The organism is Pseudomonas siliginis (genome assembly GCF_019145195.1).
Lineage (GTDB): Bacteria > Pseudomonadota > Gammaproteobacteria > Pseudomonadales > Pseudomonadaceae > Aquipseudomonas > Aquipseudomonas siliginis.
This window is the reverse complement of record NZ_JAHSTW010000011.1, coordinates 138,783-164,078: the sequence shown is the minus strand read 5'-3', so window position 1 is coordinate 164,078 and position 25,296 is coordinate 138,783. Positions and strand designations below refer to the sequence as shown.

At 61.6% G+C, this 25,296-nt stretch carries 24 protein-coding genes; 11 read left to right on the top strand and 13 right to left on the bottom strand.

What is annotated here, in order from left to right; all coding sequences use genetic code 11:
- Positions 1 to 99: 99 nt before the first annotated feature.
- The 8 genes from KVG87_RS21835 to KVG87_RS21800 form a co-directional block, all read right to left on the bottom strand.
- On the bottom strand, positions 100 to 864 hold the full coding sequence (locus KVG87_RS21835) for an ABC transporter ATP-binding protein (protein WP_217852539.1): 765 nt from the start codon (positions 862 to 864) through the stop codon (positions 100 to 102).
- Between the two features lie 12 nt (positions 865 to 876).
- Complete coding sequence (locus tag KVG87_RS21830) at positions 877 to 1,995, bottom strand: succinylglutamate desuccinylase/aspartoacylase family protein (RefSeq protein WP_041478065.1); 1,119 nt, start codon at positions 1,993 to 1,995, stop codon at positions 877 to 879.
- A 27-nt stretch (positions 1,996 to 2,022) separates the two neighbouring features.
- Positions 2,023 to 2,733: an ABC transporter permease gene (locus KVG87_RS21825; protein ID WP_130912856.1), complete on the bottom strand. Its 711-nt coding sequence runs from the start codon at positions 2,731 to 2,733 to the stop codon at positions 2,023 to 2,025.
- The gene (locus tag KVG87_RS21820) at positions 2,730 to 3,458 is read right to left on the bottom strand and encodes an ABC transporter permease (protein WP_016771383.1); all 729 of its coding nucleotides are present in this window, start codon (positions 3,456 to 3,458) and stop codon (positions 2,730 to 2,732) included. The genes KVG87_RS21825 and KVG87_RS21820 overlap by 4 nt, the downstream gene beginning before the upstream one ends.
- 56 nt (positions 3,459 to 3,514) lie before the next feature.
- Positions 3,515 to 4,297, bottom strand: a complete 783-nt coding sequence (locus tag KVG87_RS21815; protein WP_024011901.1) for a transporter substrate-binding domain-containing protein — start codon at positions 4,295 to 4,297, stop codon at positions 3,515 to 3,517.
- A 369-nt stretch (positions 4,298 to 4,666) separates the two neighbouring features.
- Positions 4,667 to 6,355 carry an ATP-dependent DNA ligase gene (locus tag KVG87_RS21810; protein ID WP_217852537.1) on the bottom strand — a complete coding sequence of 563 codons (1,689 nt, stop codon included), beginning with the start codon at positions 6,353 to 6,355 and terminating at the stop codon, positions 4,667 to 4,669.
- Positions 6,352 to 7,386, bottom strand: coding sequence for a ligase-associated DNA damage response exonuclease (locus KVG87_RS21805; protein ID WP_217852534.1), 1,035 nt, complete (start codon positions 7,384 to 7,386; stop codon positions 6,352 to 6,354). Before KVG87_RS21805 ends, KVG87_RS21810 begins: the two co-directional genes overlap by 4 nt.
- Positions 7,387 to 7,574: 188 nt before the next feature.
- Positions 7,575 to 10,025 carry a penicillin acylase family protein gene (locus tag KVG87_RS21800; RefSeq protein WP_217852532.1) on the bottom strand — a complete coding sequence of 817 codons (2,451 nt, stop codon included), beginning with the start codon at positions 10,023 to 10,025 and terminating at the stop codon, positions 7,575 to 7,577.
- A gap of 201 nt (positions 10,026 to 10,226) precedes the next feature.
- Between KVG87_RS21800 and KVG87_RS21795 the strand changes: the two genes are divergently transcribed.
- Complete coding sequence (locus KVG87_RS21795; protein ID WP_217852530.1) at positions 10,227 to 10,784, top strand: cysteine hydrolase family protein; 558 nt, start codon at positions 10,227 to 10,229, stop codon at positions 10,782 to 10,784.
- A gap of 147 nt (positions 10,785 to 10,931) precedes the next feature.
- On the opposite strand, the gene KVG87_RS21790 is transcribed toward KVG87_RS21795, so the two are convergent.
- The 4 genes from KVG87_RS21790 to KVG87_RS21775 form a co-directional block, all read right to left on the bottom strand.
- Positions 10,932 to 11,135: an SEC-C metal-binding domain-containing protein gene (locus KVG87_RS21790; protein ID WP_003198420.1), complete on the bottom strand. Its 204-nt coding sequence runs from the start codon at positions 11,133 to 11,135 to the stop codon at positions 10,932 to 10,934.
- Positions 11,136 to 11,140: 5 nt separating this feature from the next.
- Positions 11,141 to 11,626 (bottom strand): LEA/WHy family protein, encoded by a 486-nt coding sequence (locus tag KVG87_RS21785; protein WP_122505749.1) that lies wholly within the window; start codon positions 11,624 to 11,626, stop codon positions 11,141 to 11,143.
- A 116-nt stretch (positions 11,627 to 11,742) separates the two neighbouring features.
- Positions 11,743 to 12,219 (bottom strand): YchJ family protein, encoded by a 477-nt coding sequence (locus KVG87_RS21780; RefSeq protein ID WP_217852527.1) that lies wholly within the window; start codon positions 12,217 to 12,219, stop codon positions 11,743 to 11,745.
- A gap of 4 nt (positions 12,220 to 12,223) precedes the next feature.
- Entirely contained in the window at positions 12,224 to 12,721 is a 498-nt protein-coding gene (locus KVG87_RS21775; RefSeq protein WP_056783350.1) for a DUF6231 family protein, read from the bottom strand.
- Positions 12,722 to 12,920: 199 nt separating this feature from the next.
- Between KVG87_RS21775 and KVG87_RS21770 the strand changes: the two genes are divergently transcribed.
- The 4 genes from KVG87_RS21770 (at position 12,921) to KVG87_RS21755 (ending at position 15,622) form a co-directional block, all read left to right on the top strand.
- Complete coding sequence (locus KVG87_RS21770; RefSeq protein WP_016770616.1) at positions 12,921 to 13,616, top strand: PA1041 family peptidoglycan-binding anchor lipoprotein; 696 nt, start codon at positions 12,921 to 12,923, stop codon at positions 13,614 to 13,616.
- A gap of 90 nt (positions 13,617 to 13,706) precedes the next feature.
- Positions 13,707 to 14,429: a PA1041 family peptidoglycan-binding anchor lipoprotein gene (locus KVG87_RS21765; protein WP_217852525.1), complete on the top strand. Its 723-nt coding sequence runs from the start codon at positions 13,707 to 13,709 to the stop codon at positions 14,427 to 14,429.
- A gap of 160 nt (positions 14,430 to 14,589) precedes the next feature.
- The gene (locus KVG87_RS21760) at positions 14,590 to 14,871 is read left to right on the top strand and encodes a DUF1145 domain-containing protein (RefSeq protein WP_016771375.1); all 282 of its coding nucleotides are present in this window, start codon (positions 14,590 to 14,592) and stop codon (positions 14,869 to 14,871) included.
- A complete protein-coding gene (locus KVG87_RS21755) occupies positions 14,864 to 15,622 on the top strand; it encodes a collagen-like triple helix repeat-containing protein (protein ID WP_073475903.1) in 759 nt (252 codons plus the stop codon). Before KVG87_RS21760 ends, KVG87_RS21755 begins: the two co-directional genes overlap by 8 nt.
- A 215-nt stretch (positions 15,623 to 15,837) precedes the next feature.
- On the opposite strand, the gene KVG87_RS21750 is transcribed toward KVG87_RS21755, so the two are convergent.
- The gene (locus KVG87_RS21750) at positions 15,838 to 16,302 is read right to left on the bottom strand and encodes a CopD family protein (RefSeq protein ID WP_016771373.1); all 465 of its coding nucleotides are present in this window, start codon (positions 16,300 to 16,302) and stop codon (positions 15,838 to 15,840) included.
- Positions 16,303 to 16,665: 363 nt separating this feature from the next.
- Between KVG87_RS21750 and dinG the strand changes: the two genes are divergently transcribed.
- From dinG to KVG87_RS21720, 6 genes are all read left to right on the top strand, one after another.
- A complete protein-coding gene (gene dinG, locus KVG87_RS21745; protein ID WP_024011911.1) occupies positions 16,666 to 18,810 on the top strand; it encodes an ATP-dependent DNA helicase DinG in 2,145 nt (714 codons plus the stop codon).
- A 95-nt stretch (positions 18,811 to 18,905) separates the two neighbouring features.
- Entirely contained in the window at positions 18,906 to 21,374 is a 2,469-nt protein-coding gene (locus tag KVG87_RS21740; RefSeq protein ID WP_217852522.1) for a beta-galactosidase, read from the top strand.
- Positions 21,375 to 21,584: 210 nt separating this feature from the next.
- Positions 21,585 to 22,730, top strand: a complete 1,146-nt coding sequence (locus KVG87_RS21735) for a serine hydrolase domain-containing protein (protein ID WP_217852520.1) — start codon at positions 21,585 to 21,587, stop codon at positions 22,728 to 22,730.
- Between the two features lie 113 nt (positions 22,731 to 22,843).
- Positions 22,844 to 23,947 (top strand): OmpA family protein, encoded by a 1,104-nt coding sequence (locus KVG87_RS21730; RefSeq protein ID WP_041478044.1) that lies wholly within the window; start codon positions 22,844 to 22,846, stop codon positions 23,945 to 23,947.
- A gap of 24 nt (positions 23,948 to 23,971) precedes the next feature.
- Positions 23,972 to 24,619 (top strand): pyridoxamine 5'-phosphate oxidase, encoded by a 648-nt coding sequence (gene pdxH / locus KVG87_RS21725; protein ID WP_076566258.1) that lies wholly within the window; start codon positions 23,972 to 23,974, stop codon positions 24,617 to 24,619.
- A gap of 180 nt (positions 24,620 to 24,799) precedes the next feature.
- Positions 24,800 to 25,264, top strand: coding sequence for an outer membrane lipoprotein (locus tag KVG87_RS21720; protein WP_016771369.1), 465 nt, complete (start codon positions 24,800 to 24,802; stop codon positions 25,262 to 25,264).
- The last annotated feature ends 32 nt before the right edge of the window (positions 25,265 to 25,296 follow it).

The following is a 25,296-nucleotide window of genomic DNA, read 5'->3' as shown; positions in this document are numbered from 1 at the left end:
AGCCCGCTCGCGAATGCGATTGCACATTCAACATTGATGTTGACTGATAAACCGCTTTCGCGAGCAGGCTCGCTGCCACACAGGGGTGGGTTGCCAACCTTATTTAAGATTGCCGCTCAGGAATTGCTTCAGGCGTTCACTCGTGGGATTGCCCAGCACTTCTTCGGGCGCACCTTCTTCTTCCACCAGACCCTGATGCAGAAACAGCACCTGATTCGACACCTTGCGGGCAAAACTCATTTCATGGGTAACCATGATCATCGTCCGGCCTTCCTCGGCCAGGCCCTGAATCACTTTCAACACCTCGCCGACCAGTTCCGGGTCGAGTGCCGAGGTCGGTTCGTCGAACAGCATCACTTCCGGTTCCATCGCCAGTGCCCGGGCGATCGCCACGCGTTGTTGCTGGCCGCCGGACAGAAACGCCGGGTATTGATCGGCGACCCGCGCCGGCAAGCCGACTTTGTCCAGATAACGTCGGGCGCGATCCTCGGCTTCCTGTTTGCTGCAACCGAGCACCCGGCGCGGGGCCATGGTGATGTTTTCCAGCACGGTCATGTGGCTCCACAAGTTGAAATGCTGGAACACCATCGCCAGCCGCGTGCGCAGGCGTTGCAGTTCATCGGCGTCGGCAACGTGCATGCCGTGCCGGTCGGTGACCATGCGGATCGCCTGGCCATCAAGGCTCATGGCGCCGTCATTGGGTTGTTCAAGGAAATTGATGCAGCGCAAAAAGGTGCTTTTGCCCGAGCCGCTGGCGCCGATCAAGCTGATCACGTCGCCGGTTTTGGCCTTGAGCGAAACGCCTTTGAGCACCTGATGATCGCCATAGCTTTTGTGCAGGCCTTCAACGGTCAGTTTGTACATGGACGAGCATCCTCAAGGCGAAAGTAGGTAGCCGCTGCGATAGGCCTGGGCGCCCGCGACGTGGGCGATGACCATGCCGGCAGTGGCCATGCGCCGCAGCGAGCGCGCATACAGCAGGCCGGCGGCGGTGCAATGAATGGGGGTGACCTTGTCATGGACCGGGTCAATGATTTCGGCGATCTGCTGGCCGGCTTCCAGGTATTGGCCGGGTGTGGCGCAGTACACCAACAGGCCACCGACTGGCGTGGTCACCGGTTCGACCCCGGCCAGCGGCGTGGCAGGGTACGGCAGTGGCGGTTGCGGCTTGGTCTCGCCGACGATGGCGTCGAACTGGATCAGATAATCGATCAGCGCCTGACAATCGCGGCTGGCCAGTGGGTGATTGACGTCGCCCTGGCCGCGCAATTCGACGGTCACCGAGAAGCTGCCCAGCGGAATCTCGAACTGCTCACCGAAGCGCTCGCGCAGCTGCCACCAGAGCAGGGTGAAGCACTCGTCGAACGACTGCCCGCCAGAGTCTGTAGCAAGCAGGCTGGCCTGCGCTTCCATGTAGCGCGCCAAGGGCTCGACCTGTGGCCACGCCTCGGGCGTGGTGTACAGGTGCACCACCGATTCGAAGTCGCAGTGCAAGTCCAGCACCATGTCGGCATCGCAGGCCAGGCGTTGCAGGGTCAGGCGCTGGGATTGCAGTTGTGTGGTCGGCTTCTGACGGTCGAGGGCGTTGCGCAGGCTGGCACGGATCAGTTCGAGGTTGTGCTGCGCATCGTCGTTCAATTGGCCTTCGATGGCGTTGCCGATTTCTTCGCTGAGGTCGACGAACCAGCGATTGAAGTTCTGCCCGCTCTCCAGGTCGTAACGGCCCAGCGGCACGTCCATCAGCACTTGTTCGAGGCCGACCGGGTTGGCCACCGGCACCAGGACGATTTCGCTGCGCAGGCGGCCGGCAGCTTCCAGTTCGGCCAGACGCTGTTTCAGATGCCAGGCGACCAGCATGCCCGGCAGCTCGTCAGCGTGCAGCGACGCCTGGATGTAAACCTTGCCCTTGGCCTGCGGTGGGCCGAAGTGGAAACTGTGAATCTGCCGTGCGGTCCCCGGCAGCGGGGCCAGCAAGTCATGAATCTGGTGGCGCATTGTTATCTCTTTATTGTCAAACCGGTGCTAGTGAGTCGGCCCGAGGAAGGCCAGCCAGCGGCGTTCGGCGAGGCGGAACAGGCCGACCAGCGCAAAAGTAATGGTCAGGTAGATCAGCGCGGCGATGCCGAACGACTGGAAGGTCAGGAAGGTCGCCGAGTTGGCATCCCGCGCGACTTTCAGAATATCGGGAATGGTCGCGGTGAACGCCACGGTGGTCGAGTGCAGCATCAGGATCACTTCGTTGCTGTAGTAAGGCAACGAGCGGCGCAAGGCCGACGGCATGATCACGTAGGCGTACAACTTCCAGCCGGTCAGGCCATAAGCCTTGGCCGCTTCGACTTCGCCATGATTCATGCTGCGAATCGCCCCGGCGAAAATCTCCGTGGTGTACGCGCAGGTATTGAGAGCGAAAGCGAGGATCGTGCAGTTCATCGCGTCGCGAAAGAAACTGTCGAGGATCGGCTGTTCGCGCACGGCGGCGAGGCTGTAAATGCCCGTGTAGCAGATCAGCAACTGGATATACAGCGGCGTGCCCCGGAACAGGTAGGTGTAGAACTGCACCGGCCAACGGACGTAGAAGTGCGGCGAGACGCGGGCAATCGACAGCGGAATCGAGACGACGAAGCCGATGCAGATCGACGCGGTCAGCAGCCACATCGTCATCGCCAGCCCGGTGATGTTCTGGCCGTCGGTATAAAGGAAGGCGCGCCAATATTCCTGGAGAAGTTCGATCATCGTACGGCCTCCCGGGCACCGGCGGCGTAGCGGCGTTCGAGCCAGCGCAGGATAAAGTTCGAAGCACTGGTGATCAGCAGATAGATCAATGCGGCAAGGACCAGAAAGTAGAACAGTTGATAGGTGCTTTTACCGGCGTCCTGCGCTGCCTTGACCAGATCGGCGAGGCCAATGATCGACACCAGGGCGGTGGCCTTGAGCATGACCATCCAGTTGTTGCCGATGCCTGGGAGGGCGAAGCGCATCATTTGCGGAAACACCACAAAGCGAAAACGCTGGCCACGTTTGAGGCCATACGCGGTGGCGGCTTCGACCTGACCACGCGGCACCGCGAGGATGGCGCCACGGAAGGTTTCAGTGAAATACGCGCCATAAATGAAGCCCAGCGTCAGTACGCCGGCGCTGAACGGGTCGATTTCGATGTATTCCCATTCCATGTAGTCGGTCAGCGACGTCAACCAGGTTTGCAGGCTGTAGAAGATCAACAGCATCAGCACCAGATCCGGCACGCCGCGAATCAGCGTGGTGTAGAGCTGCGCGGGCAGGCGCACCAGTTTGACTTTCGACAGTTTGGCACTGGCGCCGAGCAGGCCGAGCAACACGGCCACCAGCAGCGACATTGCCGATAATTTGATGGTCATCCAGGTGCCTTGCAGCAGCAATGGGCCGAAGCCCTGCAGACTGAACGAGGCCAGCCCCAGATTTTGCAGGAGGGTTTCAAACATAAATCAGCAACCTGAGCGGATGGAAAAGGCGCCCATCGAGGATGGGCGCCGGGGCATTATTTGCCGCTGTACAGATTCAGGTCGCCAAAGTGTTTCTTTTGAATCTCGGCGTATTTGCCGTCGTCGTGTAACGCTTTGATACCTTTATCCAAAAGTGCTTTCAGCTCAGTGTTACCTTTCTTGATACCGATAGCGGTTTTCGACGGCAGCAATTCGCTGTCGACCGGCTGGCTGACTTCGTAACCTTCGCCTTTCGGCGACTTGAGGAAGCCCAGTTCGGCTTGCAGCATGTCCTGGATGGCTGCGTCGAGGCGGCCGGAGGTCAGGTCGGAATACACCTGATCCTGGTTCTGATAGGCCTGGGTTTTCACACCGGCCTTGTCCAGCACGGCTTTGGCATAGGCTTCCTGAATGGTGCCCTGCTCATAGCCAACAGTCTTGCCCTTCAGCGACGCGACGTCTGCGCTCAGACCGGAGCCCTTCTTGAACACGTAAGCGGTCGGGCCGGAAAACAGTTCGCTGGAGAAGTCGATGACCTTCTCGCGCGCCGGGGTCACGGTCATTGACGAGATCACGCCATCGAATTTGTTGGCCTTGAGGCCCGGAATCATGCCGTCGAAATCGCTTTCGACCCATTTGCACTTGACCTTCAGTTCGGCGCAGATCGCGTTGCCCAGATCGATATCGAACCCGACCAGGCTGCCATCGGCCGCTTTCGACTCGAACGGTGCGTACGAAGGGTCAACGCCAAAGCGCAGCTCTTTGTATTCCTTGGCCAGCGCGGAGCCGGCGGCCATGCACAACGCCAGTGCAGAAAGGGTCAGCAATGCTTTTTTCATTATTCAATCCCTAAGAACCAATATGAGCGCTTGTGGCGCAGAATTATTGTTACTGCAACGCTTACGACCTATAGAAAGTAGCAATTTCCGAACCAGAGTGCCGAACAGGTGTTTTAAAAGGTCGAGTGCAGAGAGGCAAGGGTAGTTGAATGCCCGGAAACGGGCATAGCTGTTTGCATGCACTGTTTCGGTTCAAGCGCGTGGCTCAGAGCAGTTGAAACTGTGGCGAGGGGATTTATCCCCGATCGGCTGCGCAGCAGGCGCAAAAAACTGAGTGCACGATTTCAGGGGGAAATTGCTGGGGGCCGCTGCGCAGCCCAGCGGGGATAAATCCCCTCGCCACAGGGTCTGCGATGTGTCGAGAATGAATCAGGCCAACAAGTCTTGCAGAGTCGCGAGGCTGTCGGCTTCTTCGACGGTCTTGTCCTTGCGCCAGCGCAGCATTCGCGGGAAGCGTACGGCGATGCCGCTCTTGTGCCGGCGCGATAGGGCGATGCCTTCGAAGCCGAGTTCGAACACCAGACTCGGTTTCACGCTGCTGACCGGGCCGAATTTCTCCACGGTGGTCTTGCGCACGATGCTGTCGACTTGGCGCATCTCTTCATCGGTCAGCCCCGAATACGCCTTGGCAAACGGCACCAGCGAGCGCTGGCTGGATTCCGGCGGACCGTCCCACACGGCGAAGGTGTAATCGCTGTACAGACTGGCGCGACGGCCGTGTCCGCGCTGGGCATAAATCAGTACCGCGTCGACGCTGAACGGGTCGACCTTCCACTTCCACCACACGCCCATGTCCTTGGTCCGGCCAACGCCATACAGCGAATCGCGCGCCTTGAGCATCATGCCTTCGACGCCGAGTTTGCGTGACGCTTCGCGCTGGCGGCCAAGGTCGAGCCAGTCTTCGCCGGTCAATACCGGGGAGGGCAGCAGTACCGGGCTGTTGCAGCGCGCGATCACCTCTTCGAGTTGCGCACGGCGCTTGACCTGCGGCTGGTTGCGCCAGTCTTCGCCCTGCCATTCCAGCAGATCGTAGGCCAGCACCACCACCGGCACTTCCTCGAGAATCTTCTTGTCGAGGGTCTTGCGACCGATGCGTTGTTGCAGCAGGGCGAACGGTTGCACGGCCGGCGGCTCATCGGATTGCGGATCGAAGGCATCTTCGGTGGTCGGATGGGTGCTCTTCCACACGACGATTTCGCCGTCGATCACTGTGCCGTCGGGCAAACCGTGCACGAGCACATCGAATTCGGGGAAGCGCTCGGTCACCAGTTCCTCGCCGCGCGACCACACCCACAGCTTACCGTCGCGCTTGACCACTTGCGCGCGGATACCATCCCACTTCCATTCCACCTGCCAATCGCTGGCCGGGCCGAGCAGGGCTTCAAATTCCTCGACCGGTTGCGACAACGCGTGGGCAAGAAAGAACGGGTAGGGCTGACCGCCGCGCTGGGCGTGTTCGTCGGCGGATTCCGGGGCGATCAGTTTCAGATAGCTGGCGGCGTTCGGCCGGTTCGACAGATCGGTGTACCCGACCAGGCGCTGGGCCACGCGTTTGCTGTCGAGCCCGGCCATTGAGGCGAGGGCGCGGGTGACCAGCAACTTCGACACGCCAACGCGGAAACTGCCGGTGATCAGCTTGATGCACAGCATCAGGCTTGGCCGGTCCAGTTGCGCCCACAACATCGGCAATTGGCGCGCCAGATATTCCGGCGTTTCACCGCGAAGTGGCAACAGCTTGTCTTCGATCCATTCGGCAAGACCGGCCTCGGAGCTGTGGGAATTTTCCGGCAGCACCAGAGAAATGGTCTCGGCCAGATCGCCGACGGCTTGGTAGCTTTCTTCGAACAGCCATGGCTCCAGCCCCGAAACTTCCACCGCGAGCTCTCGGAGGATGCGCACCGGTACCAGTTGTCGCGGCCGCCCGCCGGAAAGGAAATACACCGCCCATGCGGCATCTGCTGGCGCGGCCTGTGCGAAGTACACCTGCATCGCCGCCAGCTTGGCGTTGCTCGACGTGGTGGCGTCGAGTTCGGCATATAACTCGGCGAAGGCTTTCATGGGGACGTCTCGGCAACGGTGGGTTCGGTGGCGATGTTGTCGTCTTCGTCATCGCCGTATTCGGTGGTGAAGCCTTGTGCATCCAGGCCCTGTTCGCGCAAATGGCGCACGAGCACGCCGATCGAGCCGTGGGTGACCATCACCCGTTCCGCGCCGGTCTGGTTGATCGCCCACAACAGACCTGGCCAGTCGGCGTGGTCGGACAGGACGAAACCGCGATCAACGCCGCGCCGCCGTCGGGTCCCGCGCAAGCGCATCCAGCCGCTGGCGAAGGCATCGCTGAACTCGCCAAAACGGCGCATCCACGTGCTGCCGCCCGCCGACGGCGGAGCAATGACCAACGCCTGACGCATGATCGGGTCGCTTTTTTTTACGTCGCCCGCATAGATCGTCGGCGGCAGGTACACGCCGGCATCGCGGTAGACGCGGTTCAACGGCTCGACCGCGCCGTGGCTGAGGATCGGCCCGAGGGTTTCGTCGATGCCGTGGAGGATGCGTTGGGCCTTGCCGAAGGAGTAGCAGAACAGCACGCTGGCCTTGCCGGCGGCGATATTGGCCGCCCACCACTGATTGATCTCGGCGAAGATCTGCGCCTGCGGCTGCCAACGATAGATCGGCAGGCCGAAGGTCGATTCGGTGATGAAAGTGTGGCAGCGCACCGGTTCGAATGGTGCGCACGTGCCATCCGGCTCGACCTTGTAATCGCCCGATGCGACCCAGACTTCGCCGCCGTATTCGAGCCGCACCTGCGCCGAACCGAGGACATGCCCGGCGGGGTGAAAGCTCAGGGTCACGCCGTGGTGGGTCAGGCGCTGGCCGTAGTCGAGTGTTTGCAACTGGATGTCCTGACCCAGACGCGCGCGCAGAATCCCGGCGCTGGCGCTGCTCGACAGGTAGTGCTGATTACCGGTGCGCGCGTGATCGCCATGGGCATGGGTGATCACCGAACGCTCGACCGGCCGCCACGGATCGATATAGAAATCCCCGGCGGGGCAGTAGAGACCTTCAGGTCGGGCAATAACAAGATCCATGTCGTGACCGGAATGGGGGGCTTGTTAGCTATGAGGCGGGCGTGAGGCTGGAAGTTCGATCGGCTTTTAAGGGTGATGCAAAGCCAATGTGGGAGCGAGCCTGCTCGCGAAAGCGGTTACCAGGCACATCAATTCTGACTGTGCCTCCGGCTTCGCGAGCAGGCTCGCTCCCACAGAGGGAACTGCGCTTACTTGCCCGGGGTGAGGGTCAAACGGGTCTTGCCATACACCCGATCAAAGTTCTGCGGCTGCATCGGCAGGCCGATGTACTGACCTTTCAGCCACGCATCGATCCCGTTCAGGTAATTCGGACTCAGTGGATTGCCCGACTGCCCCGTGCCGTTCTGCGCCATCAGTGGCTCGCTCTGGCCGAAGTCGACGATAAAGCGCATCGACGGCGCGCGCGTAGTGACGAAGTCCTGGCCCCAGGCAAACGCCGAGCTGTTCAGCGTGGTGTGATCGCCACCGGCTGCCAGCGGCCCGCGCACAGTCTGACCGTTGCTGTTCTTCCACGCATAGCTGTGCAGTTTGCCCCACTGCCAGGCGCGATGATCGCCGCCCAACTGGCTGTCTCCCGCTGTAATCGCTGCAGCGAGGCTGCGGGCGAGAATCACGGATTTGTCTTCCTTCTGCGGCGTGCGCAGATCATCCCAGAACGGACTGTCCTCACGTCCCAAGAGATGATCGGCCTGCGCCGCGTAGGACAGATCGCCATTGGCGACAAAGGCCTTCCACGCCGGGCTCGACTCAGGACCCAGTTCATCGAGGAAGATCTGCTTCATGCTTTCCTGCAGAAACAGTTCGTAAATCGCCGCATCCGCCGAGGTCGGGCTGAGCTTGCCGTCGAACGCCATCAAACGGGTGAAGGCTTCGCGCGCCTTGCTGCGTTCGGCTTCCGGCAGGGCGTCGATCGCCTGTTTCAGCGGTTGTTTCATGCCCGGCGCTTCGAAGACCTTTTTCAGCTTGGCGGCGAAGGTGGTGGTCTGGTCGTATTGCATGGCGATCACGCTGCGGCTGTCGTGCTTGCCGCTGCCAGCCATTTCCGCCAAGCGTTCGCCACGCTCCGGTGCCGCCCAGGATTTCGACAACTGCATGCCGTAGCCGTCGGGAATCACCCGCTGGTTGGCGGTGCCGAGCCAGCCTTGTGCCGGGTCCTGATCGTAGGGGTGCAGCATCGGGTCGGCATAACCGTCCCAGTCGTAGCGACCGTCCCAGCCCGGCGAGGGCAGCAGGCCTTCGCCTTCGCGACGGTTGGGGAAGCGCCCGGTGACTTGCCAGCCGATATTGCTCGCATCGGCAAAGACCAGATTCAGGGTGATGGCGCGAATTTCGCGGCTGGCGTCCGAGGCGCGCTCGACGTTCTGCGCGCGGGTCAGGTCGAAGAAGGCATCCAGGGTTTTGTCGTCGGTGAAGCTTGGCGTCTGCAAGGCGAGGCCGAAACCGCTGCCCTGCGCCGCTGCCTGGGCACTGTTGAGCAGCGCGCCGTGGCGGGTTTCGTACACGGCTTCGCGAATCGGCCGCTGGCCTTTGACGAAGTAGGTCTCGTTGCGCACGCCCAACGGCTGCCATTTGCCGTTGACTTCATAAGTGAGGCTGCTGCCCTGACGGCGGATTTTCTCGAGGAACAGATCCTGGTTATCGCCGAGCACGCTGGTCATGCTCCACGCCACTTTGCCGTTGAACCCACCGAGCACCATCGGCAGACCGGCAACCGTGACGCCGGCGGCCTGATATTTCGGCGCACGGATCTGCACGAAACTCCACAACGACGGCGCGGCCAGCGGCCCGTGCGCATCGCTGGCCAGCAGGCTTTTGCCGCTACGGCTGCGTTGCGGGGCAATTGCCCAGTTGTTCGCAGTCGGTGTGGCGAGCAGATTCAGCGCCGACAGTTGCTGACTGGCGTTGCTCAGTTCGGTCAGCCCCGGAATTTGTCCGTTGAGCTTGAGGCCTTGCAGCTTGTCGGCTTCAGCCACTGGCAGGTTTTCATCGGGCGCCGACGGGCTCAGCCAGGCGAGTTTGTCAGTGGTCACGGTTTGCGCGAGCACCAGCGACTGGATTTCCTCCGGCAGGTTGGCCGACTGGCTGAAATTCAGCAGGGCAAAAATCAGCGCCGAATCTTCCGGTTTCCAGTATTCGGGCTTGTAACCGCTGGCGGCGAGGTCGCCCGGCAACTTGTCGGCGTAGCGGAACAGGTAGGCGTTGACGCCCCGTGCATACACCTCGAAGAAGCGCTTGAGCCGTGGCGACGAGGCCTTGTACAGCTCGCCGGCGCTCTTCTTCAGATTGACCGCGCGCATGTAGCGGTCGGCATCGAGCATCGACGCGCCGGACATTTCCGCCAACCGGCCCTGAGCCAACAGGCGCAGGGTGACCATCTGGTTGATGCGGTCGCTGGCGTGGACGTAACCGAGGCTGAACAGCGCGTCATGGAAGCTGTTGCTTTCGATCAGCGGCATGCCCATCGCATTGCGCCGCACCGAAACGTTCTGCGCCAGGCCCTTGAGCGGTTGCACGCCGGAGGTCGGTGGCAGGCTGTCCTGGGCGTTCCAGGTCTGGCAACCGGACAGGCCGAGGACACCGGCCACTGCTGCGGCAACGCCGAACCGGGGAAGAAAATGTGAAAGGGCTGGCGAGGCCATGGCGAAGCTCCTGCGGGGGTATAAGGCTGGGGGCGCAATAAAGCCGCTACGTTAGTGACGGCGCGAGGGCCGCGCAAGCGGGGCGAGTGGTTATTTATGCAGTTGTCGGCTGATCGGTCAGAGGCGTGACAGTTGCTTGTGGGAAAGCGCTGATGTTGAACTACGGAATGAGTACCCAGACCTGTCAGGAGAAAGATCGCTATGGAGCTTCAGAGTAACGCTGCGCTGATCATCATCGACCAGCAGAAAGGCATTCTGCATCCGCGTCTGGGGCGGCGGAATAATCCTCAGGCCGAGGAAAGAATGCTTGAGCTACTGGCGCTGTGGCGGCGGTGCGGGCGCCCGGTGATTCACGTGCAGCATTTGTCGCGCTCACCTGACTCGGTGTTCTGGCCCGAGCAGGACGGAGTGGAGTTTCAAGAGCGTTTTGTCCCTCAGGGCGGGGAATGGCTGATCCAGAAACAGGTGCCCGATGCGTTCTGTGCGACTGGGCTGGAACGGCAGTTGCGCGAGGCGGGGATTGGTCAGGTGCTCATTGTCGGCGTGGCAACAAACAACTCGGTGGAATCAACGGCGCGCACGGCGGGTAATCTGGGTTTCGACACATGGGTGGCAGAGGATGCGTGTTTTACCTTCGACAAGGCCGATTATTTCGGCACACCGCGTACCGCTGAAGAGGTGCACGGGATGTCGCTGGGCAATCTGCATGGGGAGTACGCGACGGTGGTCGGCTCTTCACAGATTCTGGCGGCGGGCTGAAGTTTTGTAGCGTATGTGCCGCCGCCTTCGCGAGCAGGCTCGCTCCCACATTCGAGCGCATTTCGTCAGAAGGAATGCAATTCACTGTGGGAGCGAGCCTGCTCGCGAAAGCGGTGTGTCAGGCGAAGAAGACCTTTGCCAGTGACATCAAGCGCCGTGGCACTTCTTGAATTTCTTGCCGTTGCCGCATGGGCAAGGGTCGTTGCGGCCGACATCTTTCAGGGCGTTGCGCACCGGTTCCTGGTGGGCGTGGCCGCAGTTCGGGCCGTGGACATGGCCATGGTCGTGATCATGATGGTGGTCATGATCGTGGTTGCAGTCAGGGCCATGGACATGGGGTTGCTGGGTCATCGAGGTCACTCCGGAGTTAGATCGGCGGGGATTATCACGCCATTGCGCTCAAGGTGCACGTAGTGGGCGATGAATAAACCGGTTTCCATTTCCCCCTGCAATCGATAGGGAATCTGCTGGTTCGGATTTTTCAGCAGTTTCACCACGTGTTTGACCTTCGGCCACAGGTTGGTGCGGATCGGCACTTTGAAGTAAGCGCTGCGCTTTGGCCCGACGGTAAACCAGTGCTCATGCTCGCCCTCGGTGAGCAGCATGTCCGCCAGGTGAATCCGGTATTCGAGGCCGCGCACGGTCAGATCGCTGTCGTTGGGATTGTCGACGCGAAAGTGCAGGATGAATTTCTGCTCAAGCAGCTTGGCCCGCACCACCTCGACTTTCACCAGATGCACGGCAGGCTCGACGCTGTCGTCGCTGAACCACGAGGCACAGCCGCCGAGGTTTACGATCAGCATCAACAGCAGAAAATGTAATGTGCGCCGATGACCGAGCATGAAATTGACTCCCTTTGTGCCCAGTCTAGACCTTAAAAGATTTCAGCCTTCGGCTAATCCCGTGCAGGAGCGGCCGAAGGCTCGGGCCGCGATCGGACGATCTTTTGATCTTCAGCTCAAACGCCGAAATAACCCGCACAACACTTCTTGAACTTCTGCCCGCTGCCGCAAGGGCAGCCGTCATTGCGCCCCAGCTTCAGCTGCACCGTGGGATCGATGAAGTACCAGCGCCCGCCGTTCTGCACAAACGAGGAGCGCTCGCGATGGCTGTGCTCGCCCTGGCTGTCGTGCCAGCGCGCGGTGAAGGTCACAAAAGCGTGTTCCGGCTGGCCGCCGAAAACCTCCGAGCTTTCCACCTCAAGACCAAGCCAGGTGCTTTGCGCGCTCCAGTCGCTGATCGATTGTCGGTTCAGCCCCGCCTGCTGCGCGGGCAGGGTGGTCGCCACCAGATAGTCGATCAGCCCCAGCACATAAGCGCTGTAGCGCGAACGCATCAGGGCTTCGGCACACGGTGCCGGGTGGCCGTCGTGATAAGGGCCGCAGCAGGCATCCAGCAGATTGCCGCTGCCGCAAGGGCAAATGGCTGTACTCATTGCATTACCACCAGTATTTCCCGAAGTTTTCCGGATTGGCCCAGAAGCGTGAATTGAGCCAGTCGGGGACTTGTTTGTAGTCAAGCAGATCGTAGGTGAACAGGGTCAGCACCTGCGCGTCGCGCTGAAAACGCTCGCTGGCCTGCAGTGCCAGCGAATAGAAATCGGTTTCCTGCCAGCCACTGGCGGCCAGATCCGCCAGCACCGCGATGCGACTGGCGTTGAGATTGCGGATGCCGCCCAACAGGTTCAGGCCATCGCGTTTGGGCAAATGTTCCAGGCAATCGACTACCAGCGCCAGATCGAAGCGTTGCGCAGCCAATTCGGCGGGCAACGCGCCGGGCGCGGCATGGGCGACCACGGTGTCTGGATGCGCGTCCTTGAAAGCGCTCAAGGCGGGAAACTCGCTGGCGCCGATCAGCAGCAGTCGTGCCGGGGCGTAGCGATCCAGCAAAGCGGCCAACGCCTGTTGTGGCGTGCGCGAAGAAATGGCGACGTTCATCGAAGCTCCTCAGTCAGACCGCCAAGACTAGCCTGCCAGACTGCGTCGGCAAAGCGCCCGGTGGCGGTGGTTTTCGCCAAAAGAGGCAAACCCCTGTGAACACGGTCGCAAACAGCGGTGGCCTATTGCTGGCGGAGATTAAAACTCCGGTCTTTACTCCCTGAATCGGTTTTAAGCCGATCCCTCAGGAGAAAACTAGATGAGCATAGTTCGGACAGCATTACCCTTGGTTCTGCTAACCAGTGTGTTGACTGGTTGTGCAGGTTTGCAGAAAACCGACTGGCCGACCTGTGCGGCGGTCGGCGGTGTGGTCGGTGCCGGTCTCGGCGCGACGGAAAGCGCATCGTGGGCTGGCTACGGTGCACTGATCGTCGGCGGTACGGCAGCGGCTTACTGCTGGGTGCATGGCGATGGCGATGAAGACGGCGATGGCGTGCCGGACAGTCGCGACAAGTGCCCGGGCACGCCAAAAGGCGTGCAGGTCGATGCTGACGGTTGCCCGCCACCGACGCCTGCGCCAGTGGTCGAAGAAGCGGTTGTGGTCAAGGAAGAAACCATCGTCATTCGTGATGTGCATTTCGAATTCGACAAAGCCACGCTGACCGGCCCTGACAAGCAAGTGCTGGACAAGGTCGCCGATCGCCTGAAACAGGAATCCTCTACCGCGCAACTGACCGTGACCGGTCACACCGACAGTGTCGGCAGCGATGCCTACAACAAGAAACTGTCGGATCGTCGTGCGCACTCGGTGGTGGAATACCTGATCCAGCAGGGCGTGCCACGTGCCAGCTTCGTTTCGGTGTCGGGCCTTGGTGAAAGCCAGCCTGTGGCTGACAACAAGTCGGCTGATGGTCGTGCACAGAACCGTCGCACCGAAATCAAAATCGTCCGCTAGCCCCTCTCGCATCCGCGGCTTGTGCAGTCGCGGATGCGGGTCTTTACTCCTGTGTAACCGGTATGGGCCGGTACACAGGAGCGTTCACAAATGCGTCTTTTCTCAAGGTCCGTCTTGCCGGTGCTGCTGCTAGGCAGCTTGCTCACCGGTTGTGCCACTCACAGCGATGGCACCGCCCCCCTCAATCAACGTACGTGGCCGATCTGCAGCCTGCTTGGCGGTCTGGTCGGCGGCGGTCTTGGCGCCATTGAAAGCGCCGGCTGGGCCGGTGGCGGCGCGGCATTGGGCATTCTTACCGGTGGGCTGATCTGTTACGCCCAGGATGGCGATGAGGACAGCGACGGCGTGTTCGACCGCCGCGACCGCTGCCCGGACACCCCGGAAAACACCGAAGTCGATCACCGTGGCTGCCCGCTGCCGCAATATCCGATGGCAGTCAAACCGGTCGAACCGGCGCCGCAAACCGAAGTGATCACCTTGAGCGATGCCGGCAACGTTCTGTTCGATTTCGACAAGTCCGATCTGACCCCGGCGGCCAAAGCCCAGCTCGATACCTTGATGGACAAGCTGCGCAATGCCGATGTGGTCAGCATCAAGGTCATCGGGCACACCGACAGCAAAGGCTCCGATGCCTATAACCAGGCCTTGTCGGAACGGCGCGCGAACAGTGTTGCAGCGTACTTGCTGAGTCAGGGCCTGGCGCCGAACAAGCTCACCAGCGAGGGCCGTGGCGAGAGTGAGCCGGTCGCCGATAACACCACCGATGAAGGCCGCGCGGACAATCGCCGGGTCGAGTTGCACATCAATCGATAGAAAGCGTCTGTAGTGCGCAGGCTAGAGCTGCCGGGTCGAGATCGTCGCCCCGGCAGCCATTTCATCAGCGTTTGCACAAATTTCATTTTTCCCTCTGGCTTATCCCCCGCAGAAGCCGGTACTGTGCGTGCAAAGAATAATTCGCAACACGGGGGAGCGTATGAAGGTGTTCTGGGGGCTGGGGCGTTTGCTGACCCTGCTGTTCTGCTGCGTGGTACTGGCCAATCAACTGGTGCCGTTTGTTCATCCGCTGCATCTGCTGGTCAATCTGGCCGGCGCTCTGTTGTTGCTGATTCATCTACTCGAAGTGCTGCTGTGCAACCGCAGCCTCAAGGGCCGTCCGCACCCTTGGCGTGACCGTGGCCGCATCCTGTTGTTCGGCGTTTTCCACCTGCAAACCATCCCGGCCCCGGCCGCTCCGGAGGCTTCTTCCCATGCGTAAACTCTGCCTGCTCGCTGCATTCATCAGTCCACTGGCCTGCGCCCAAGTGGTCAACGTGCAAAGCAATTCTTTGATGCGCTTGCCCAACACCACTAGCACGCTGCAACTGGAGAAACTGGAAGTCGCCGATTACGGCACCTTGCTGATCCCGTCCAACGTGACTGAATTGAACATTGATGAACTGCGCCTGGGCCATGAAGCACGTATTGCTATCGTTCCGGCTGAACAAGCGCTGGAAGTGAAGGTCAAGCGCGCTGAATTGAGCGAGGGCAGCCAGATCACTGCGCGCGGCGCCCCCGGCACTTATGAGAAAGCAGCCCGGGCCGGGCGCAATCTGAATCTGCAATTTCAGGCCCTGAGCGCGCCGCAACTGACGGTCGATGCCCGTGGCGGCAGGGGCGCGCCGGGTTTCGTCGGCCTCGACGGCGGCAACGGTGAAGATCCGGGCTGCACCTATGGCTCGGCCGGCCACGGTGCCGATGGCAGTGACGGCAGCGATGGCCAGCCAGGCGCGCCGGGTGCGCTGGTGCGACTCGCCGTACCACGGGATTTCCCTGCCGAGCTGATCAAGGTCAACGTGGCTGGCGGTGCCGGTGGCCCGGCGGGTGTCGGTGGTAAAGCAGGGAAGGGCGGCAAATCCAAGGGCTGCCTGGTCTATCGCGCTGACGGCGGCAAGAACGGCAAGGCCGGCGCGGATGGCCAGCCTGGGCCGGTGGGGGCGGCGGGTTCGGTTACTGTGCAACGCCTCTAAAACTGCGACCCACTCTCTGATCAATAAAATGCTTTGGTGAGTGAAGATCTTTGGTGAGTGAAATTATGTGGCGAGGGGATTTAGCGAAACGTCGCACCGCCCCGTTGGGCTGCGTAGCAGTCCCGCTTTTGATTTTTAGAGCGGGGCCGCTTCGCGACCCAGCGGGGATAAAACCCCTCGCCACAACTGTGTTCACAGCAGAAAAATAGTGCGATTCAGAGCATCGGTCTCGCCGCCGCCACAGCCACCAGCACCAACCCGACAAGCAGATTGAGCCCCACCACCCGGCGAATCCGCCCCAGCACCGCCGCACCCGCCGGCCAATCCTTCGCCTCAACCGCCTTGCGCAACTCCGGCAGCATCAGCCCTTGAATGCGGATGAACAGCGCCGTCATCACCACGTACAAGCCGATCATCACCTGCACATACTTCGGCGCGGTCTCGAAGCCGACCTGCTGTAGATGCAACATGCCCACGCCGCTGATCGGCAACAGGATCACCGCGACCCAGACCCAACGGAAAAAACCTTGAAACACTTCCACCCACAGGGTCAGGCGAGCGGGGCCGTCCAGAGCCTTCACAGCCGCAGGGCGCAAGACCATCCAGGCGAAAAACATACCGCCGACCCACACCAGAGCGGCGAGGACATGCAGGGGGTAAACGAGGCTAAAAGGTGTCATTCGGGCACTCCGTTCTGCGCAGGATCGATTAGGCAGGTATGATAGCCGCCGCTGGGGGCGTTCTCGATTAGTTTCCGCGCCGCGCCGGGCCTGCTGTTGTGCAGGGCAAGGCGCGAGAAGCGTGGTTTGGTCATTCCAAATAAGCTTCGAGCAACGCAGCCCTGCACAACAGCAGACCCGGCCCTTCGGGTTGTGCCTTAAGCCGGGCCAGCCTGCGTTGCAGGCCTTGGAAATAAAACACCATTCCCAGCGGCCTGCGCCTTGCCTGGCCCGGTTTAAGGCGACAACGCGGCGTGGAAACTAATCGAGAACGCCCCCTAAACTACTGAAAATTTATCCAGCGTTTCCAGCGCCCGACACTCAATGATCAGCACTGAACTCAAAACCACGATCCAGGGCGCCTATTCGCGTTTTCTAGAGGCCAAGAGCCTCAAGCCGCGTTACGGCCAGCGCCTGATGATCGCTGAAATCGCCAAAGTCCTCGGAGATATCGACACCGACGACGAGGGCCGGCGCAGTGGCGACCCCGCGATTGTCGCGGTGGAAGCCGGCACCGGTACCGGCAAGACCGTGGCCTACAGCCTGGCGGCGATCCCCACGGCGAAACTGGCCGGCAAGCGTCTGGTGATTGCCACCGCGACCGTCGCCCTGCAAGAGCAGATCGTCTACAAGGATTTGCCCGACCTGATGCGCAACAGCGGGTTGAATTTCAGTTTTGCCCTGGCCAAGGGCCGTGGTCGCTACATGTGCCTGTCCAAACTCGACATGCTGCTGCAGGAAGGCCACGCACAAACCGCCACCGCGCAGTTGTTCGAAGAAGAAGGCTTCAAGATCGAAGTCGACGAGGCCAGTCAGAAGCTGTTCACCAGCATGATCGAAAAGCTCGCCGGCAATAAATGGGACGGCGACCGCGACAGCTGGCCGAACGCGCTGGAAGACGCCGACTGGGCGCGCCTGACCACCGATCACAGCCAGTGCACCAACCGTCATTGCCCCAACTTCGGCCAGTGCGCCTTCTACAAGGCCCGCGAAGGCATGGGCAAGGTTGACGTGATCGTCACCAACCACGACATGGTCCTGGCGGATCTGGCGCTGGGCGGCGGCGCCGTGTTGCCCGACCCGCGCGACACCATTTACGTGTTCGACGAAGGCCATCACCTGCCGGACAAGGCCATCGGCCACTTCGCCCATTACACGCGTTTGCGCTCCACTGCCGACTGGCTGGAGACCACCGCGAAGAATCTGACCAAACTGCTCGCGCAACATCCGCTGCCGGGCGATCTTGGCAAGCTGATCGAGCAGGTGCCGGAGCTGGCACGGGAGATCAAGACCCAGCAGCAGTTCATGTTCACCGCCTGCGAGCAGATCGCCGATTTCAAACCCGGCGAAGACGTCGAAGGACGCGAACGTCCGCGACATCGCTTTGTCGGCGGGGTGATTCCCGAGGACATGCGCGAGATGGGCATCGAGCTGAAAAAAGGCTATTCGCGACTTAACGACCTGTTTCAACGCCTGACCGACCTGCTCAAGGAAGGCATGGATGGCGAGGTCAATATCGGCATCGCCAGCAATCAGGCCGAAGAGTGGTATCCGCTGTTCGGCAGCCTGTTGTCCCGCGCTTCCGGCAACTGGGAATTGTGGACCGCGTTCACCGCCGAAGACCCGGAAGACAGCCCGCCCATGGCGCGCTGGCTGACCCTGGCCGAAAGCGGGTCGCTGTTCGATATCGAGGTCAACGCCAGCCCGATTCTGGCAGCAGAAACCTTGCGTCGCAGTTTGTGGAACGTCGCTTACGGTTGCCTGGTGACGTCGGCGACGCTGACGGCGCTGGGCACTTTCGACCGTTTCCGCATGCGCGCCGGTCTGCCGAAAAAAGCTGTCACAGCGGTGGTGCCGAGCCCGTTCCATCACGCCGATGCCGGCGTGCTGCGCGTGCCGGATCTGAAGGCCGACCCGCGCGATGCCGCTGCCCACACGGCGGCGATCATTCGCGAACTGCCGGATCTGGTCGAAGGTTCGCGCGGCACGCTGGTGCTGTTCTCCTCGCGCAAGCAAATGCAGGACGTATTCGACGGTCTCGACCGCGACTGGCGCAAGCAAGTGTTCATTCAGGGCAATCTGTCGAAACAGGAAACCCTGAACAAGCACAAGGCGCGGGTCGATGGCGGTGATTCCAGCGTTCTGTTCGGGCTGGCCAGTTTCGCCGAGGGTGTCGATTTGCCGGGTGCCTACTGCGAGCACGTGGTGATCGCCAAGATTCCGTTCTCGGTGCCCGATGATCCGGTCGAAGCCGCGTTGTCGGAGTGGATCGAGGCGCGTGGCGGCAATCCGTTCATGGAAATCTCCGTGCCCGATGCCTCGCTGAAACTGGTTCAGGCCTGCGGGCGTCTGCTGCGCACCGAAGAAGACCGCGGCACCATCACCTTGCTCGACCGGCGTCTGGTCACCCAGCGCTACGGCAAGGCGATCCTCAATGCGTTGCCTCCTTTCCGTCGTGAAATATCCTGAGACACGGGTGGGCCGATTGGCCCGCCGCGTTGTCTATCTCTCTGCCACCGCTTTTCCACTGGCCTTGACAGGTCGTTAGGGAGAACTCCGTTCTTATGATCCGCCGTTCGTTGCCCGCTGTTTTCGCCTTGATCTTTGCCGCGCCGTTGCTGGCGGCCCCTGCCGGTCAGCAGACGCTGTTCAACTTTGTACGCCCGGCCGACGTGGTCAAGGTCGCCACGGAAAACGCCGACCTGCCGCAGGCCACTGCCGAACAGACCGCCGAAGGCGAAGTGCTGCGCCGGGTGACATTCAACCCGGTCGCGCGGCCGACCTTGCGCCTGACACCCCAAACCGGTGCCTGGGACTGGTCGCAGTCCGACATGATGACTTTGCGTCTGCAAAGTGCGATGAGCTGGGCGGTAACAGTCTATGTGCAGATCCAGAGCAACGATGGCCGCACTCTGGTCAGCCGCGTCGATCTGCCGGCCGGCCCCGCGCAGACCTTGCTGGTGCCGCTGGTGGCTTCGACGCCACTGAGCCAGGGCATGAAAGCCGGGCCACCGATGCCGATGACCGTCGATGGCCAACGCATTCTGCTGGCCAGCAGCACCGGCGAGATCGATCGCAGTCAGGTGGTTTCAGTGAGTCTGTCGCTGGATCAGCCGAAAGTTGCGCAGAGCCTGTTGCTCGAGCGTTTCGGCGTGCAGGACGGCGAATCGGTGACGCGGGCGGTGTACGGCAATCTGGTCGACGCCTACGGTCAGTCAACCCGTAGTAAATGGCCGGAAAAAGTCAGCAGCGACGAACAACTGAAAAGCGCCGCCAGCAAAGAGCAGCAACAGCTGAATACGTGGCTGGCCGAGCGTGAAAAGGCTTCGCTGGACAAGTTCGGCGGCTGGAACAAAGGCCCGGCGTTCAAGGCCAGCGGCTTCTTCCGCACGGAAAAACGTGATGGCCGCTGGTATCTGGTGACCCCCGAAGGCCACCCGTTCTATTCGTTGGGCGTCAACACCGTCAGCGCGCAGGTCAACCAGACCTACGTCGCCGGCCGTGAATCCATGTTTGAATCGTTGCCGAAGAACGACGACCCGCTGGCCGCGCATTTCGGCGAGGGCGACAACCGTGGCGGCAACGGTGCCGATCAGGGCCGTGGCTACGGCAACGGCCGCTGGTACGACTTCTATGGCGCCAACCTGCAACGCCTGTACGGTGAACCGTGCAAGGCCGACAGCGACAACAAGGCCGGGATTGCCGAAGCGGCAAAGGCGGGCGCGGCTGAGGCCAACTCGGTGCAGGCTGCTGAGACTGCAGCGGTGCCTGCCGAGCCAAAATCGGGTATTGCCGAAGCGGCGCAGACTGACGCGGTGCAAGCGTCCAGCGAGGAAACCACTCCGTGCACATCGACAATCGATGAAGGACGCTGGACCCGGCATACCCTCGATCGGCTGCAAGCCTGGGGCTTCAACACGGTGGGCAACTGGAGCGCGCCATCGCTGGCGGATGCTGAGCGCGTGCCGTACACCTTGCCGCTGTCGATCGTCGGCGATTACACCAGCATCAGCACCGGCAGCGATTGGTGGGGCGGCATGCCGGATCCGTTCGATCCGCGTTTCGCCATGGCCACCGAGCGCGCCGTGGCCATTGCCGCCCGCGATCACCGCGACGATCCGTGGCTGATCGGTTATTACGCCGACAACGAACTGGCCTGGGCTGGCCCAGGCGACGATCCGAAGGCTCGCTACGCGCTGGCCTACGGCACGTTGAAAATGACCACCGACGTGCCGGCCAAACGCGCCTTTCTCAAGCAATTGCGCGACAAGTACCGCAATCAGGCCGGACTGTCCAAGGCCTGGGGCATCGAGTTGCCGGCGTGGGAATTGATGGAAGACCCTGGCTTCGTGCCGCCACTGCCGAACCCGGAGCATCCGGAGATCGAAGCGGATTTCAAATACTTCCAGAAGGTCTTCGCCGATACCTATTTCAAGACCATTTCCGATTCGCTGAAGTGGCACGCGCCGAACCAGATGCTCCTGGGCGGTCGTTTCGCCACCAGTACGCCTGAAGCCGTGGCCTCCTGCGCGCAGTACTGCGATGTGTTGAGCTTCAACATGTACACGCTCAAGCCGCAGGACGGTTACGACTTCGCCGCGCTGGCAGCCCTGGACAAACCGGTGCTGATCACTGAATTCAACTTCGGCTCGGCTGACCGAGGCCCGTTCTGGGGCGGCGTGACGCAGCTGGCCAAGGAGGAAGATCGCGGCCCGGCCTATGCAAACTTCCTCAAACAGGCACTGAGCGAACCGTCGATTGTCGGCGTGCACTGGTTCCAGTATCTCGACCAACCGGTGACCGGGCGTTTGCTCGACGGCGAGAACGGCCATTTCGGTCTGGTCGGGGTTACAGACCTGCCGTATCAGGGCTTTGTCGAGGCGGTGCGCAAAAGCAATCTGCAGGCGCTGGAGCAACTGGGCAAGGAGGCGCAGAAAACCCCGGCGGCGGAAGTGGAAGGCGGGCGCAAGGCCGAGGCTGGCAAAGCGCCGGGGGCTGCACAGGCGGGTGGGCATTCGGGGAATGGTCACTAGGTTTCAGACCGCGTTATCGTTCTTCGCGAGCAGGCTCGCTCCCACACTGGATATCAACAGCAGCGCAGATCCCCTGTGGGAGCGAGCCTGCTCGCGAAGGGATCGCCACAAATTGCCGATCAACCGTCTGGCCCGCGCCTGTTCCCAAATCCCTCAAGGGCTGGAACAATGCGGGCCACTTTGTAGAGCGTTTTCGCGGGGGAGTTGCGGGTGCAGATTCAGGGACATTACGAGCTTCAATTCGAAGCGGTGCGCGAGGCTTTCGCCGCACTGTTCGACGATCCCCAGGAACGCGGCGCAGCCCTGTGCATCAAGGTCGGTGGAGAAACCGTCCTCGACCTCTGGTCCGGTACCGCCGACAAGGACGGCGCCGAGGCTTGGCACAGCGACACCATCGCCAACCTGTTCTCCTGCACCAAGACCTTCACCGCCGTTACCGCACTGCAACTGGTCGCTGAAGGCAAGTTGCAACTCGACGCACCGGTTGCACGCTACTGGCCGGAATTCGCCGCCGCCGGCAAAGAATCCGTCACCCTGCGCCAATTGCTCTGCCATCAGGCCGGCTTGCCGGCGCTGCGCGAACTGCTCGCCCCTGAAGCCCTTTACGACTGGCAAACCATGGTCGACGCCCTCGCCGCCGAAGCACCATGGTGGACGCCGGGCACCAGTCACGGTTATGCCGCGATCACCTACGGCTGGCTGGTCGGCGAATTGCTGCGCCGCGCCGACGGTCGTGGGCCGGGCGAGTCGATCGTCGCTCGGGTCGCCAAACCGTTGGGCCTGGATTTCCATGTGGGCCTGGCCGACGAAGAATTTCATCGCGTGGCGCACATCGCCCGTGGCAAGGGCAACGCCGGCGACGCTGCGGCGCAGCGCCTGCTGCAAGTGACCATGCGCGAACCGACTGCCATGACCACCCGCGCCTTCACCAATCCGCCGTCAGTGCTGACCAGCACCAACAAGCCGGAATGGCGCCGCATGCAGCAACCGGCGGCCAACGGCCACGGTAACGCGCGCAGTCTCGCCGGGTTCTATGCCGGCCTGCTCGATGGCAGCCTGCTCGAGAGCGAGATGCTCGAAGAGCTGACCCGCGAGCACAGCCTCGGCGACGACAAGACTTTGCTCACCCGCACCCGCTTCGGCCTCGGCTGCATGCTCGATCAACCGGACGTGCCCAACGCCACCTACGGCCTCGGCCCACGCGCGTTCGGTCATCCGGGAGCGGGCGGCTCGATCGGTTTTGCTGATCCGGAGCACGATGTGGCTTTCGGTTTCGTGACAAATACCTTGGGGCCTTACGTTTTGATGGATCCGCGTGCACAAAAGCTGGCGCGGGTGCTTGCCACTTGTCTGTAAAGCTTCAACAGAGGTTCCAGGGTCGGAACCTCGAAGGGATTTTCGTTTCAAAACGGCTGTTTATCCGGGCGAAAGTGCTCTGATTTTTCATTACTTCATTTTGTGGATTTTCAATGTCATCTAAAAAGACCCTCGCCCTGGCCCTGTGTGTAGCGATCACCGGTTGCGCACAGACTCCGAAAAACGATGCAGATGGCGGCAGTTGGTGGCCATTCGGTTCTTCCGACAAAGTCGCGGCCAAAGATTCGGCCCCGGCTCCGGCTCCTTTGAAACCTGCGGCGACTGCGCCAGTGGCCAAGGCCGAAAGCAGCAACCCGTGGTACTGGCCGTTCGGTTCCAGCGATGAAGCGGTCAAGGCTGATCTGAAAGCCGAGGTCAAACCTGAAGCCAAACCGGTCGAGGTGGCCAAAGCCGAGGCGCAGTCCAATGGCAAATGGTGGTGGCCGTTCGGCGGCAAGGACCAGCCAACTGCCAAAGCCGTGCCGATGCCGGATCCGAAGGTTACTCAGGCCTGGCTTGACGACTACGAGCCGCGTCTGCGTGAAGCGGTGAAGGACAGCAATCTGCAACTCGAGCGTCGCGACAACGTACTGGTGGTGACGGCGCCGGTCGAAGGCTCGTTCAACCCGGACCGCCCGGCGATGCTGCTGCCGGTCACGCTTGGCCCGTTCACTCGCGTGGCGAAAATCCTCGAAGCCGATCCGAAAACCGCAGTGCTGGTGCTCGGTCACAGTGACACCAGCGGTGCCGCACCGGCCAACGTCAAGCTGAGTCAGGAACGTGCGCAGTCGGTGGCGGCGATCTTCCGCCTCAGCGGCTTGCAGCGCGACCGCTTGATGCTGCGCGGCATGGGTTCCGAAGCGCCGCGTGCGGCCAACGACAGCGTTGAAGGCCGCGCCTTGAACCGTCGTGTCGAGCTGCTGGTGACTCCGCAAAACACCATGGTGGCACTGCTGAGCAAATACAACATGCCTGCGCCGAAGCCGGTGACGATGGTTGCTGCGCAAGACGTCAAGCCAGTGGCCAAACCGGTTACCCCGGCGCCTGCCGCGAAAAAAGCCGCTGTGCCGGCGGCGAAAAAGGCGCCAGCCAAGAAAACCGCCGCCAAGGCTCCTGCGAAGAAGGCACCGGCCAAGGCTCCAGCGAAAAAAACTGCACCAGCCAAAGCCGCCGCGACCGACAAGAAAGTCGCCGCAGCCGACGCCGCCAAGAAGTGATCCGCTAACGAAAAGGAATCCGCCATGACCCAGGCTCTGGCCGATATGCGTCGCGACTACACCCGTGACGGTTTGACCGAGGCGCAAGCCCCGGCCGAGCCGTTTGCGCTGTTTCACCAGTGGTTCGCCGATGCGGTGAAAACCGAGCAGGCGCCGGTGGAAGCCAATGCCATGACCCTGGCCACGGTCGATGCCGACGGTCGTCCGCATTGCCGCATTCTGTTGCTCAAGGGCCTGGACGAGCAGGGCTTCACCTTCTTCACCAACTACGACAGCGCCAAGGGCCAGCATCTGGCGGCCAACCCGTTTGCCGCCATGACCTTCTTCTGGCCAACCCTGGAGCGCCAGGTGCGCATCGAAGGGCGGGTGGTCAAGGTCACGCCGCAAGAGTCCGACGCGTATTATCAGGTGCGTCCGCTGGGTAGCCGCCTCGGCGCCTGGGCCTCGCCGCAGAGCCGGGTCATCAACGGTCGTGGCGAACTGGAGGATTTGCTCAAGGCCACCGAGCAACGCTTCAGCGACAGCCAGCCGCACTGCCCGGAACACTGGGGCGGTTACCGCTTGTTGCCCGAGCGCATCGAGTTCTGGCAGGGCAGGCCGAGCCGCCTGCACGATCGCCTCAACTACCGCCTCCAGGGCACCGAGTGGATTCTGGAACGACTGGCACCCTGAGCAGTCTACCGAGCGAGATAAACGCGGATGGCGCAGGATCGCTGATTTGACGCTACCTTGAGTGGACGCTCGCGGGCATCTGTACCAGGCCTGAATGGAAGCCAATTTAATCCGGATGGTGTCGTGACAGGCGCCAGGCCACGGGGTTTAATGAACACATGTTCTTTTGGAGTTGATGCTATGCGTAAGTCTGTTCTGCTGGTTGCTTCCTTTTCGACGATGGCGATGTTGCTGACCGGCTGCCAATCGAGCCTCACCGGCGACTCCTACTCCCGTGACGAAGCGCGTCGTGTGCAGACGATTCGCATGGGCACCATCGAATCCCTGCGCCCGGTAAAAATCGAAGGCACCAAGACCCCGATCGGCGGCGCAGCAGGCGCAGTGGTCGGCGGCGTCGGCGGCAGTGCTATCGGCGGCGGCAAGGGCAGCATCGTTGCTGCGGTCATCGGCGCAGTGGCCGGCGGCCTGCTTGGCTCGGCCACCGAAGAAGGCCTGACCCGCACCCAAGGCGTGGAAATCACTGTCCGCGAAGACGACGGCAGCATGCGCGCCTATGTGCAGCAGGTTCAGGAGAATGAAGTATTCCGCGTTGGAGAGCGGGTACGGATCTCCACCGTTGGCGGAACCAGCCGCGTTTCGCACTAAGCGGGAAGCTGGGTAAAAGAAAACCCCGATCA